The sequence below is a fragment of the Pseudomonas sp. GT1P32 genome, assembly GCF_054897805.1.
The window spans coordinates 5,688,566-5,702,069 of sequence record NZ_CM142704.1 but is presented as its reverse complement, the minus strand read 5'-3'; the positions used below and the strand labels follow the sequence as shown (position 1 = coordinate 5,702,069).

Below are 13,504 nucleotides of genomic sequence, written 5' to 3'. Positions count from 1 at the left end.
TTGTAGGAGCGAAGCTTGCTCGCGAAAGCAGTGTGTCAGATACGACGCCTTCGCGGGCAAGCCTCGCTCCTACAAGTCGGGTCAGGCTTCGGTCTTGGCAGCAGCAGCTTCAACAGCCGCTTTGATGGTGCTTTGCAGCGAACCGTCTGCAGCCATCTCGGTCATGATGTCGCTACCGCCGACCAGCTCACCACCGACCCACAGTTGCGGGAAAGTTGGCCAGTTGGCGTATTTTGGCAGGTTGGCGCGGATTTCCGGGTTCTGCAGGATGTCCACGTACGCAAACTTTTCGCCACATGCCATCACGGCCTGCGCGGCTTTCGCGGAGAAGCCACACTGCGGGGCATTCGGCGAACCTTTCATGTAAAGCAGAATGGTGTTGTTAGCAATCTGCTCTTTAATCGTTTCGATGATATCCATGAAGCACCTCGGCTGAACTTTCCGACTCGGGGGTCGGCACGGTGGCGCATTGTAACGGAAAGCCGAGCGCCATGCTCTGTCTCCCCGACAGACTCAATCAAGCCGCCGCTACGGTCACCGGCACACCGTTCAATGCCGCATTCCCCGACAACTCATCGAGCTGACACTCGTCGGTCAGGTCATTGGCACTGGAACCCGGCTGGCCGCTGGCAATCGTCATCTGCACGCCAGGTCGCGCATGGCCCCAACCGTGCGGCAGGCTGACCACTCCTTTCATCATATCCTGACTGCCCAGTACTTCCACTTCGATCATGCCGACCCGGGAACTGACCCGCACCCGCTGCCCATCGCTGAGCCCGCGACTGGCAAGATCGTCCGGATGCATCAGCAATTGATGACGCGGCTTGCCCTTCACCAGTCGATGATAGTTGTGCATCCACGAGTTATTGCTGCGCACGTGACGACGGCCAATCATCAGCAGTTCATCGGCCGCCGGTGCTTGCAACGCTGCAAATCGCGAGAGGTCGGCAAGGATCGCCGCCGGCGCTGCCTGAACGCGCTGGTTGGCGGTTTTCAGGCGTGGTGCCAGGTTGGATTTCAGTGCGCCAAGATCAACGCCATGCGGTTGATCAAACAGCGTCGCCAAAGACAGCTTGTGCGGCGAGGCGTCGCCATACAGCCCCATTCGCAAGCCACGATCGATCATCTGCGCGGGGGGAATCGTCGGTTTCAGTTCCTTGCCGGTCTTCGCGGCAAAGGCCTTGGCCAGCCCGACGAAAATCTCCCAGTCGTGCAACGCGCCTTCCGGCTTGGCCAGGATCGCGCGGTTGAACCGGCTGACGTTACGCACCGCAAACATGTTGAACGTGGTGTCGTAGTGATCGTTTTCCAGGGCTGAAGTGGACGGCAGGATCAGGTCGGCATAGCGCGTGGTTTCGTTAATGTACAAGTCAACACTGACCATGAACTCCAACCCGTCCAGCGCCTGCTCCAGTTGCCGGCCATTAGGCGTCGACAGCACCGGATTACCGGCCACGGTAATCAGCGCGCGGACCTGCCCCTCCCCTTCAGTGAGCATCTCTTCGGCCAGCGCCGACACTGGCAGCTCGCCGCCGTATTCCGGACGCCCGGACACGCGGCTCTGCCACAGATTGAAATGCCCGCCCGAGGTAGACGCCACCAGGTCCACCGCCGGCTCGGTACACACCGCGCCACCGACACGATCAAGGTTGCCGGTGACCAGGTTGATCAACTGCACCAGCCAATGGCACAACGTACCAAACGCCTGGGTGGAAACGCCCATGCGCCCGTAACAGACCGCACTCGGCGCCGCCGCGAAGTCCCGCGCCAATTGGCGGATCTGCTCGGCCGGCACGGCACACAGCGGGCTCATGGCTTCGGCGGTAAAAGCCGCGACGGCCTCGCGCACGTCATCCAGGCCGTCGACCGGCAAATGGCTGTCGCGGGTCAGACCTTCAGCAAACAACGTGTTGAGCAGCCCGAACAGCAATGCTGCGTCTCCGCCCGGACGGACGAACAGATGCTGATCGGCAATCGCCGCCGTTTCGCTGCGACGCGGATCGACCACCACCACTTTGCCGCCCCGGGCCTGTATCGCTTTCAGGCGCTTTTCAACATCCGGCACGGTCATGATGCTGCCGTTGGAGGCCAGCGGATTACCACCAAGAATCAACATGAAATCGGTGTGATCGATATCCGGGATCGGCAACAGCAAGCCGTGGCCGTACATCAAATGGCTGGTCAGGTGATGAGGCAACTGATCGACCGAGGTCGCGGAAAACCGGTTGCGGGTTTTCAGCAAGCCAAGAAAGTAATTGCTGTGGGTCATCAGCCCGTAGTTGTGCACGCTGGGGTTGCCTTGATAAACCGCCACCGAGTTCTGGCCGTGGCGCTCCTGTATCCCCGCCAGACGTTCGGCGACAAGGTTGAAGGCATCTTCCCACTCGATAGGTTGCCATTCGCTGCCGACGCGCAGCATCGGCTGACGCAGACGGTCAGGATCGTTCTGGATGTCTTGCAGGGCAACGGCCTTGGGGCAGATGTGCCCGCGGCTGAACGTATCGAGGGCATCGCCCTTGATCGAGGTGATCTGCACATCGCCATCGAGCTCGGTGGTCTCGATGGTCAGGCCGCAGATGGCTTCACACAGGTGGCACGCACGGTGATGGAGAGTCTTGGTCATGGCCAGTCTCTGTCTTGTTCTGGGCGGGCAATAACGGCCGCGGGAACAAAACTATGGCGCCTGCCCCGCCACTGCGCCAGCGACGTTCGTCTTGTGAATCGGTGGCCATCAGGCCAGCCGATGACCGCTCGGGATCAGTTCGACGGCAGCCTCGGCGGCGCCTGCAACTGAATCTCCTGGATGGTTTCAATCTGTTCGTGGGCGACATGCACGCCGGTGAGCTCGCCGATCAGTCGCCAGTGCTCGTCGAGCCCGGCGCTGATGGTGGCCATGCGGTCGATCATCCGCCGGCCAGCGGCCTTTGTCACCTCGTCGTTACTTCGCAAAAGCTCAAAGGACATTGAGGTCATGGAAGCGGTGAGATGCGTCAGTGAGCGGGCCGTGAGACCTAGTAATTCCATCAATTGCTGTTCTTTCGATTCCATTCCGAAGGCTTCCTGCGTCGCTCGTGACTTAGTTATAACCCAGCACATTGCATTAGCAAGTGTTACAAACGAGGCACATTGCCATCAGTAGGCTGGAATGCCGGGTCAGAAACCGACCATCAGCGCACCATGCCCGCCCTGTTTGATTGCAAAGCCCCGCAGCCGCAGTGTACAAATGAGCGGCTGCTGTCAGGAAACAGGCTTCAAAAGCGCTACTGCGGTCACCCCATAGCCCCTCTGAAATCCCCTAAAAACCGTAGCCCTATTGGTAAGACGCGACATTTAATTATAAGATCGCGCCTTCCCCTATTTCGTCGCCCTGTGCGGCTTACGCCGCAGGTCTCGCCCGTTTTCCAGTTAAACAAGGCTTTGAGCATCTGCGGTTTGTAGCAAAAAGGTAGTCAATGATGAGCGCAAGGCACTTTCTCTCCCTGATGGATTGCACGCCCGAAGAGCTGGTCAGCGTGATCCGTCGAGGCGTTGAGCTCAAAGACCTGCGTAACCGCGGCGTACTGTTCGAGCCTCTGAAAAACCGCGTGCTCGGGATGATTTTCGAGAAGTCCTCGACCCGTACCCGGATCTCGTTCGAGGCCGGCATGATCCAGCTCGGTGGCCAGGCGATCTTCCTGTCGCCGCGCGACACGCAACTGGGCCGTGGCGAACCGATTGGCGACGCCGCCATCGTCATGTCGAGCATGCTCGATGCGGTGATGATCCGTACGTTTTCCCACAGCACCCTGACCGAATTCGCCGCCAATTCGCGCGTCCCGCTGATCAACGGCCTGTCCGATGACCTGCACCCGTGCCAGTTGCTGGCCGACATGCAAACCTTCCTCGAACATCGCGGCTCGATCCAGGGCAAGACCGTTGCCTGGATCGGCGATGGCAACAACATGTGCAACAGCTATATAGAAGCGGCGATCCAGTTCGACTTCCAGTTGCGCATCGCGTGCCCTGAAGGCTATGAACCCAATCCTGAGTTCGTGGCCAGCGCCGGTGACCGGGTGACCATCGTCCGGGATCCGAAGGACGCCGTGCGCGGCGCGCACCTGGTGAGCACCGACGTCTGGACCTCCATGGGCCAGGAAGAGGAAACCGCCAAGCGCCTGAAGCTGTTCGCGCCGTTCCAGGTCAACCGTGCCCTGCTGGACCTGGCCGCCGATGACGTGCTGTTCATGCATTGCCTGCCCGCCCACCGTGGCGAGGAAATCAGCCTCGACCTGCTCGATGACCCGCGCTCAGTCGCCTGGGATCAAGCGGAAAACCGTCTTCACGCACAAAAGGCCCTGCTCGAGTTTCTCGTCCCGCCTTCGTACCACCACGCATGAGCCAGCCATTACTGCTAAATCTGCGCAACCTCGCTTGCGGCTATCAAGACCAGCGCGTTGTGCAGAACCTCAACCTGCATTTGAATGCCGGCGACATCGGTTGCCTGCTCGGTTCCTCGGGCTGCGGCAAAACCACAACCCTGCGGGCGATTGCCGGTTTCGAACCGGTGCACGAAGGTGAAATCACCCTGGCGGGCGAGACGATCTCCAGCGCCGGTTTCACCCTCGCGCCGGAGAAACGCCGGATCGGCATGGTGTTCCAGGATTACGCGCTGTTTCCGCATTTGAGCGTGGCCGAAAACATCGCGTTCGGGATTCGCAAGCATCCACAAAAGGATCGCGTGACCGAAGAGCTGCTGGAACTGGTCAACCTGAAAAACCTCGGCAAACGCTTTCCGCACGAGCTTTCCGGCGGTCAGCAACAGCGTGTTGCCCTGGCTCGCGCCCTGGCTCCGGAACCGCAACTGTTGCTGCTCGACGAACCGTTCTCCAACCTCGACGGCGAACTGCGGCGCAAGCTCAGCCACGAAGTGCGCGACATCCTCAAGGCCCGTGGCACCAGCGCGATTCTGGTGACCCACGACCAGGAAGAAGCCTTTGCGGTAAGCGACCATGTCGGGGTATTCAAGGAAGGTCGCCTGGAACAGTGGGACACGCCCTACAACCTGTATCACGAACCGCTGACGCCCTATGTGGCCAGTTTCATCGGTCAGGGATACTTCATTCGTGGTCAGCTGAGCAGCCCGGAATCGGTGCAGACCGAATTGGGTGAGTTGCGCGGCAATCGGGCCTACACCTGGCCGATTGGTGGCGCCGTGGACGTATTGTTGCGCCCGGACGATATCGTTTATGCACCGGACAGTGACTTGAAGGCGCGGATTGTCGGCAAGTCGTTCCAGGGTGCGTCGACGTTGTATCGGTTGCAGATGCCGACGGGCGCGCAACTGGAATCGATCTTCCCGAGCCATGCCGATCATCTGGTCGGTGCAGAAGTTGGCATTCGGGTTGCCGCTGAACACTTGGTGTTGTTCCAGGCGTCCGGCAGCATCGCCGCGCAGATCCCGACGGTCGAATCCGGCGTTCGGCGTTACAGCACCGCTAGCTGATACCTAAATCTGTAGGAGCCGGCTTGCTGGCGATGCAGGCAACTCGGTCTTCCCGTTGCACCGAGTTGTCTGCATCGCCAGCAAGCCGGCTCCTACGGGATTGGGGTTAACCCAACATCAGCATTCCACTCGCAACCAGCGTCGCATTCCCGCCGATCTTCACCCGATCGCCTTCCAGCCGACAGAACAACTCCCCGCCTCGCTTCGAACACTGATACGCCGTCAGGCTCGACTTGCCCAAACGCTTCGACCAATACGGGATCAAACTGCAATGGGTCGAACCGGTCACCGGATCCTCATTGATACCGATCGCCGGCGCGAAGTACCGCGACACAAAATCATGCTTGCTGCCCTTGGCGGTGACGATGGCGCCCGGCCACGGCAGTTTGGCCAACGCGACCATGTCGGGCTGACAGTCGAGCACGGCCTGCTCCGACTCCAGCACCACGAATAATTCATTCGAACCCAACACATCGACCACGTCGACGCCCAAGGCGCGTTCGACATCCAGGGTCACGCCGACTGCAGACGGCACGATTGCCGGGAAATCCAGCCACAAGCGACCGCCCTCACGACTCACGCTCAGCGGGCCGGATTTACAAATGAAGTCCAGGCGTTCGACCGGCTCTTTATAGATCTCGAACAAGACATAAGCGCTGGCCAGGGTCGCATGCCCACACAAAGGCACCTCGGTGGTCGGAGTGAACCAGCGGATGTGCCAACCCTGCCCTTCACGCACTACAAAGGCGGTTTCGGCGAGGTTATGTTCAGCGGCGATTTTCTGCATCAACTCATCGGCGAGCCAGGCATCGAGGCGATAGAGCATCGCCGGATTACCGCTGAACGGTCGCTCACTGAACGCATCGACCTGATGAAACTCAAGCTGCATAACCTTCTCCCTGATTCAGGCGCGGCCGATATCGGCGAACTTGGCCTGGGTATGTTCGGCCAGTACCGCGGGGGCCAGTTCCACTTCCAGACCACGTCGACCGGCACTGACAAAAATGCTGGCAAAGGGCTGGGCCGAATTATCGATAAAGGTGCGCAGGCGCTTTTTCTGTCCCAGCGGGCTGATGCCACCCAACAGATAACCTGTCGAGCGCTGCGCAGCGGCAGGGTCGGCCATTTCGACTTTTTTCACCCCGGCGGCATGCGCCAGGCCCTTCAAGTCCAGACTTCCGACGACCGGCACCACCGCCACCAGCAATTCCCCTTTCTCGCTGGCCGCCAGCAACGTCTTGAACACTTGCGCCGGGTCCAACCCCAGTTTCTCCGCGGCCTCCAACCCATAGGACGCCGCCTTCGGATCATGTTCGTAACTGTGCACGCGATGTTCGGCACGAACTTTTTTCAACAAATCCAATGCGGGGGTCATGACAGCTCCAGACTGGGCGGCAGAGAAAAAATACTGCGCTGGATTCTAGGACATTGCTCCATAAAAGGCTCTATCACGGCAGCGTTTCCGGCGCTTGGCGCGATTCTTTACCGCTCGTCAGAGTTCGTCCCGCCCACAAAACAAAACGATCATTCATGTGACTAATAGTTGCATTGTGACTGATAGTTCACTTTCGACCTTTGACAGCAGTGTTTCTTGTCTATATTTTTTCGAATCTGAATACCGTAAAACGTGACAATGCAAAACCCAGCAGTAAGCCAGGAACAGGATGGGGATCCTGCCCTGGTGAAAATCGCGCTTTGGCCATGACGAAAAAAGCGCCAGACAACAAAAACAAAGAGGTTTTCAATGACAACTGCTTTACAACAACCGTCGCTTTCGAGCCAATGCATGGCCGAGTTTCTGGGCACTGCACTGCTGATCTTTTTTGGTACCGGTTGCGTTGCCGCGCTCAAGGTCGCGGGTGCCAGTTTTGGCTTGTGGGAAATCAGCATCATCTGGGGCGTCGGCGTCAGCATGGCGATCTACCTGACCGCCGGGGTTTCGGGGGCTCATCTCAATCCTGCCGTGAGCATCGCGCTGAGCATTTTCGCCGACTTCGAAAAACGCAAACTGCCGTTCTATATTCTTGCCCAGGTGGCTGGTGCCTTCTGCGGTGCGTTGTTGGTTTACACGCTGTACAGCAATCTATTCTTCGATTACGAACAAACTCACCATATGGTTCGTGGCACTCAAGCCAGCCTCGAACTGGCGTCGGTGTTCTCCACGTTCCCCAACCCGGTCTTGTCCACCGCCCAGGCCTTCCTGGTTGAAGTGATCATCACCGCGGTCCTGATGGGCGTGATCATGTCCCTGACCGATGACAACAACGGTCTGCCAAACGGGCCGATGGCGCCGCTGCTGATCGGCCTGCTGATTGCAGTGATCGGCAGCTCGATGGGCCCGCTGACCGGTTTTGCGATGAACCCGGCGCGTGACTTCGGTCCCAAACTGATGACTTTCTTCGCTGGCTGGGGTGAAATTTCCTTCACCGGCGGGCGCGATATCCCGTATTTCCTGATCCCGATTTTTGCACCGATTGCCGGTGCTTGCCTCGGTGCTGCAGCGTATCGCGGGCTGATTGCCCGTCATCTGCCCAGCGCCGAACCTGCTACAAAGGACGCAACACCGGCCATTGACGGCAAACCAAGAACTTCTTGATACCGTAGGCGCGTGATCCTGCCCATTTGGTCCCGCGCCTGACCTCACTCCCTTATTTCGTCCAAGGCAATCGACATGACCGACATTCAGAATAAGAACTACATCATTGCCCTCGATCAGGGTACGACCAGCTCCCGCGCGATCATTTTCGACCGCGACGCGAACGTGGTTTGCACCGCCCAACGCGAATTCGCCCAGCATTACCCGCAAGCCGGTTGGGTCGAACACGACCCGATGGAAATCTTCGCCACCCAAAGCGCCGTGATGGTCGAGGCCCTGGCGCAAGCCGGCCTGCATCACGACCAGGTCGCGGCCATCGGCATCACCAACCAGCGCGAAACCACTGTGGTCTGGGACAAGACCACCGGCCGCCCGATCTACAACGCGATCGTCTGGCAGTGCCGGCGCAGCACCGAGATCTGCCAGCAGCTCAAACGTGACGGCCACGAGCAATACATCAGCGACACCACCGGCCTGGTCACCGACCCGTACTTCTCCGGCACCAAACTCAAGTGGATCCTCGATAACGTCGAAGGCAGCCGCGAGCGTGCGCGCAAAGGCGAACTGCTGTTCGGCACCGTGGACAGCTGGCTGATCTGGAAATTTACCGGCGGCAAAGTCCACGTCACCGATTACACCAACGCCTCGCGCACCATGCTCTTCAACATCCACACCCTGGAGTGGGATGCGAAGATGCTGGAGGTGCTGGATATTCCACGCGAGATGCTGCCGGAAGTTAAGTCCTCGTCAGAAATCTACGGCCACACCAAAAGCGGCATCGCCATCGGCGGTATCGCCGGTGATCAGCAGGCTGCCCTGTTCGGCCAGATGTGCGTCGAGCCAGGCCAGGCAAAAAACACCTACGGCACCGGTTGCTTCCTGCTGATGAACACCGGCGACAAAGCGGTGAAGTCCAAGCACGGCATGCTGACCACCATCGCTTGCGGCCCGCGTGGCGAAGTGGCCTACGCGCTGGAAGGCGCGGTGTTCAACGGCGGCTCCACCGTTCAGTGGCTGCGTGACGAACTGAAAATCATCAACGACGCCCACGACACCGAATACTTCGCCAACAAGGTCAAGGACAGCAACGGCGTGTACCTGGTGCCAGCCTTCACCGGCCTGGGCGCTCCGTACTGGGACCCGTATGCCCGTGGCGCATTGTTCGGCCTGACTCGCGGCGTACGCGTGGATCACATTATTCGTGCAGCGCTGGAGTCGATTGCCTACCAGACCCGCGACGTGCTCGACGCCATGCAACAGGATTCCGGCGAACGCCTCAAAGCCCTGCGTGTAGACGGCGGCGCAGTGGCAAACAACTTCCTGATGCAATTCCAGGCCGACATCCTCGGCACTCAGGTCGAGCGCCCGCAAATGCGCGAAACCACCGCACTTGGTGCGGCGTACCTGGCCGGTCTGGCGTGTGGCTTCTGGGGTAGCCTGGAAGAACTGCGCGGCAAGGCGGTGATCGAGCGCGAATTCGAGCCGGCACTGGACGAAACAGCCAAGGAAAAACTCTACGCTGGCTGGAAAAAAGCGGTCAGCCGCACGCGTGACTGGGAACCTCATGAAGGCGCTGAATAAGCCAACGTAAGTACTCGTATCTGTATGTCCAAATAACGTGAAAGCGTAGCGAGCGAAGGCAAGACAAGGCAAAAACAGGCGAGGACGCGGAGTTTACGAGGTTGTAAATGAGCAGTCCGAGCCTGTTTTTAACGCAGGATTGCCGAGCGCAGTAGCTTTCACGTTGTTTGGAAACTGGTAGGGAGCAGATTCCTGCGTCATCATGGGCAAATTTTGCACGGCAGCCCAAAGGAAGCCCCATGAATCTGCCTCCCCGTCAGCAGCAAATCCTCGAACTGGTCCGCGAACGCGGCTATGTCAGCATCGAGGAAATGGCCACGCTGTTCGTCGTTACACCGCAGACCATCCGCCGCGACATCAATCAGCTCGCGGAATCCAATTTATTGCGTCGCTACCATGGTGGCGCAGCCTACGATTCCAGTGTCGAAAACACCGCCTACGCCATGCGTGCCGATCAGATGCGCGATGAAAAGCAGCGTATCGGCGAAGCCATTGCCGCACAGATCCCCGATCACGCCTCGCTGTTCATCAATATCGGTACCACGACCGAATCGATTGCCCGGGCGCTGCTCAACCACAACCACCTGAAGATCATCACCAACAACCTGCACGTGGCTTCGATGCTCAGCGCCAAGGACGACTTCGACGTTCTGCTGACCGGTGGCAATGTGCGGCGCGACGGTGGCGTGGTCGGTCAGGCGAGTGTCGACTTCATCAACCAGTTCAAGGTCGACTTCGCCCTGGTCGGCATCAGCGGTATTGATGAAGACGGCAGCCTGCTGGACTTCGATTATCAGGAAGTGCGGGTGTCGCAGGCGATCATCGCCAATGCGCGGCAGGTGATTCTGGCGGCGGACTCCAGCAAATTCGGGCGCAATGCCATGATTCGCCTGGGGCCGATCAGCTTGATCGATTGCCTGGTGACGGATCAGCAGCCAGTGCCGGCGCTGGCGCAGTTGTTGAGTCAGCACAAGATTCGGCTTGAGGTCGTTTAACCCCCCTGACTGCTAAACAACCTCCTTGTAGGAGCCGGCTTGCCGGCGATGGCGTACTTGAGGACGCCATCGCCGGCAAGCCGGCTCCTACAAATGTGTGTCCCGCAACACCCTCTCTTTCTCTATTAATGTTCGTAAATTTTCCTTTAACGGCCCTTCGATCAGTATTTTCAATCGAAGTTAACTGGCTGTGGGCGGCTTTATGGGCTACCATTTTCGCAAATGAACATTAATGTTCGAAATCCAATATCGACAATCAAAAAAACCGAGGCCAGCCGATGCCCACTTCTACCTTGCCTACGCCCCCACTCGCCGAGGTCTACGATATCGCCGTCATCGGTGGCGGGATCAATGGCGTGGGGATCGCAGCGGATGCCGCCGGCCGCGGTCTTTCGGTGTTCCTTTGCGAAAAGGATGATCTGGCCAGCCACACCTCGTCGGCCAGCAGCAAACTGATCCACGGTGGCCTGCGCTACCTCGAACATTACGAATTCCGCCTGGTCCGCGAAGCCCTCGCCGAGCGCGAAGTGTTGCTGGCCAAGGCGCCGCACATCGTCAAGCAAATGCGCTTCGTCCTGCCGCACCGTCCGCACCTGCGTCCGGCCTGGATGATCCGCGCCGGCCTGTTCCTGTATGACAACCTGGGCAAACGGGAAAAACTGGAAGGTTCGAAAAGCCTGAAGTTCGGCCCGGACAGCCCGTTGAAAAGCGAAATCACCAAAGGCTTCGAATATTCCGATTGCTGGGTCGACGACGCGCGCCTGGTGGTCCTGAACGCCATGGCGGCCCGCGAAAACGGCGCCCATGTGCACACCCAAACCCGTTGCGTCAGCGCCCGTCGCACCAAAGGCCTTTGGCATCTGCACCTGGAACGCGCCGACGGCAGCCTGCTTTCGATCCGCGCCAAGGCGCTGGTGAATGCGGCCGGCCCATGGGTTGCCAAGTTCATTCGTGATGATTTGAAGATGGAATCGCCGTACGGCATCCGCCTGATCCAGGGCAGTCACCTGATCGTGCCGAAACTGTACGAAGGCGATCACGCGCACATTCTGCAAAACGAAGATCAGCGCATCGTATTCACCATTCCGTACCTGAACCATTTCACCCTGATCGGCACCACCGACCGCGAGTACACCGGCGATCCGGCTAAAGTGGCGATCACCGAAGGCGAAACCGATTACCTGTTGAAAGTGGTCAACGCCCACTTCAAGAAGCAGATCAGCCGCGACGACATCCTGCACAGCTATTCCGGTGTTCGTCCGCTGTGCAACGACGAATCCGACAATCCGTCGGCCGTCACCCGCGACTACACCCTCGCGCTTTCGGGCACGGGCGAAGAAGCGCCGTTGCTGTCGGTGTTCGGCGGCAAGCTGACCACCTACCGCAAACTGGCCGAGTCGGCGCTGGCGCAACTGGCGCCTTACTTCACGCACATCAAGCCGAGCTGGACCGCCAGCGCCACCCTGCCGGGCGGCGAAGACATGACCACCCCGCAGGCGCTGAGCTCACGCATTCGTGACCAGTTCGACTGGGTACCGACCGAAATCGCCCGTCGTTGGGCCACCACTTACGGCAGCCGCACCTGGCGCATGCTTGAAGGCGTGCAAAGCCTCAGCGACCTGGGCGAGCACATCGGCGGCGGTCTCTACACCCGCGAAGTCGATTACCTGTGCAGCGAAGAGTGGGCAACCACAGCGCACGACATTCTGTGGCGTCGCAGCAAGCTGGGCTTGTTCACCACCCTGGCCGAGCAGCAAGCGCTGGCGGACTATCTGAGCAAGGTCGAGCAGAACCGCAGCAAGATCGAAGCGGCCTGATCGGTAATCCGCTTAAACGAAAGCCCCTGAATCTCACGATTCAGGGGCTTTTTTTATGCACAAGAGAAGATCAGGAACCGCGAAGGTCAGGCAAACCGCTCCAGCATGAAATTGACGAAACTGCTCAGGGTGGAGGAGCGGTATCGGTCTGGCAGGTACACCAGGTGCATGGGGCGACTGGTCAACTCATAGTCGGCGAACAGCTGCACCAGCCGTCCTTCGCGGATATCGGCTTCCAGCAGCACGGCAGGCTGCATGACAATCCCGACGCCATGCAGCGCGGCAACTCGCAGGGCCTCACCGTTGTTAATCTGCAAATGCCCGTCGATCGCCACCCGCACAGTCCGCTCTCGACTTTTCAAGCTCCAATCGGTCAACGCCGACTGACTGAAGGACAGGCATTCATGCTGGCCAAGCTCCTCCGGCTCTCGTGGCGTCCCGCGACGCTGCAAGTAGTCGGGCGATGCACAAATGATCATTCGGTAAGGCGCCAGTGGGCGTGCGATCAGGCCCGAATCGGGCAAGGTACCGATGCGTATCGCCGCCTCAAAGCCCTCCTCCACCAGATCGACGACGCGATCAGCCAGGGTGAGCTGAACTCGGACCTCGGGATAACGGGACATGTACTCAGACAATGCCGGCACCAGCGCCTGGGTCCCGAACGAGACGGGAGCACTGATACGCAACTTCCCGGCCGGTACCTGCAACTGGTCCTGAGCAAGGGAGTCGCTTTCGGTAATCAGCCTGAGTATCTGCTGACATTTGGGGAAGTACTCCTCGCCGAATCCGGTCAGGTGCACGCTGCGGGTGGTGCGATTGATCAGCCGGGCCCCCAGTCGTTTTTCCAGGGCGCGCAAGTGGTTGCCCACCATGGTTGCGGAGATGTTGCAGACTTTCGCCGCCGCAACCAGGCTGCCTTTTTCAACGATGGCGACGAAGGCTTGCATGCTTTCCAGCGTATCCATTGCACAGCCCTGATTGTTACTGCATAAATTTTTGCTCAGTTTATCTCTATTTATTTCTCAATAGACTC

Annotated in this window: 12 protein-coding genes; 6 read left to right on the top strand and 6 right to left on the bottom strand. The window is 59.2% G+C overall.

The window, feature by feature from the left end:
- Positions 1-81: 81 nt before the first annotated feature.
- From grxD to ACYZUC_RS26125, 3 genes are all read right to left on the bottom strand, one after another.
- Entirely contained in the window at positions 82-420 is a 339-nt protein-coding gene (gene grxD, locus ACYZUC_RS26135) for a Grx4 family monothiol glutaredoxin (protein ID WP_208669683.1), read from the bottom strand.
- Between the two features lie 97 nt (positions 421-517).
- Entirely contained in the window at positions 518-2,623 is a 2,106-nt protein-coding gene (locus ACYZUC_RS26130; RefSeq protein WP_461991324.1) for a molybdopterin oxidoreductase family protein, read from the bottom strand.
- A 134-nt stretch (positions 2,624-2,757) separates the two neighbouring features.
- Complete coding sequence (locus tag ACYZUC_RS26125; protein ID WP_150639464.1) at positions 2,758-3,048, bottom strand: hypothetical protein; 291 nt, start codon at positions 3,046-3,048, stop codon at positions 2,758-2,760.
- A 407-nt stretch (positions 3,049-3,455) separates the two neighbouring features.
- Here ACYZUC_RS26125 and argF point away from each other — a divergent pair, with 407 nt between their 5' ends.
- Both argF and ACYZUC_RS26115 read left to right on the top strand, forming a co-directional pair.
- Positions 3,456-4,376 (top strand): ornithine carbamoyltransferase, encoded by a 921-nt coding sequence (gene argF / locus ACYZUC_RS26120; protein WP_032829003.1) that lies wholly within the window; start codon positions 3,456-3,458, stop codon positions 4,374-4,376.
- On the top strand, positions 4,373-5,482 hold the full coding sequence (locus ACYZUC_RS26115) for an ABC transporter ATP-binding protein (protein WP_461991322.1): 1,110 nt from the start codon (positions 4,373-4,375) through the stop codon (positions 5,480-5,482). The genes argF and ACYZUC_RS26115 overlap by 4 nt, the downstream gene beginning before the upstream one ends.
- 106 nt (positions 5,483-5,588) lie before the next feature.
- On the opposite strand, the gene ACYZUC_RS26110 is transcribed toward ACYZUC_RS26115, so the two are convergent.
- Both ACYZUC_RS26110 and ybaK read right to left on the bottom strand, forming a co-directional pair.
- Entirely contained in the window at positions 5,589-6,371 is a 783-nt protein-coding gene (locus ACYZUC_RS26110; RefSeq protein WP_461991320.1) for a PhzF family phenazine biosynthesis protein, read from the bottom strand.
- Positions 6,372-6,386: 15 nt separating this feature from the next.
- Positions 6,387-6,857, bottom strand: coding sequence for a Cys-tRNA(Pro) deacylase (gene ybaK, locus ACYZUC_RS26105; RefSeq protein ID WP_007971306.1), 471 nt, complete (start codon positions 6,855-6,857; stop codon positions 6,387-6,389).
- Positions 6,858-7,226: 369 nt separating this feature from the next.
- Here ybaK and ACYZUC_RS26100 point away from each other — a divergent pair, with 369 nt between their 5' ends.
- From ACYZUC_RS26100 to glpD, 4 genes are all read left to right on the top strand, one after another.
- A complete protein-coding gene (locus ACYZUC_RS26100) occupies positions 7,227-8,078 on the top strand; it encodes an MIP/aquaporin family protein (protein ID WP_461991318.1) in 852 nt (283 codons plus the stop codon).
- Positions 8,079-8,153: 75 nt separating this feature from the next.
- Positions 8,154-9,659 (top strand): glycerol kinase GlpK, encoded by a 1,506-nt coding sequence (gene glpK, locus ACYZUC_RS26095; RefSeq protein WP_461991316.1) that lies wholly within the window; start codon positions 8,154-8,156, stop codon positions 9,657-9,659.
- A gap of 239 nt (positions 9,660-9,898) precedes the next feature.
- A complete protein-coding gene (locus ACYZUC_RS26090) occupies positions 9,899-10,654 on the top strand; it encodes a DeoR/GlpR family transcriptional regulator (protein ID WP_008032173.1) in 756 nt (251 codons plus the stop codon).
- 278 nt (positions 10,655-10,932) lie between these two features.
- Positions 10,933-12,471: a glycerol-3-phosphate dehydrogenase gene (glpD, locus tag ACYZUC_RS26085; protein ID WP_461991314.1), complete on the top strand. Its 1,539-nt coding sequence runs from the start codon at positions 10,933-10,935 to the stop codon at positions 12,469-12,471.
- Between the two features lie 86 nt (positions 12,472-12,557).
- Here glpD and ACYZUC_RS26080 read toward each other — a convergent pair whose 3' ends face one another.
- Positions 12,558-13,436: a LysR family transcriptional regulator gene (locus tag ACYZUC_RS26080; protein ID WP_461991313.1), complete on the bottom strand. Its 879-nt coding sequence runs from the start codon at positions 13,434-13,436 to the stop codon at positions 12,558-12,560.
- Positions 13,437-13,504: the final 68 nt, after the last annotated feature.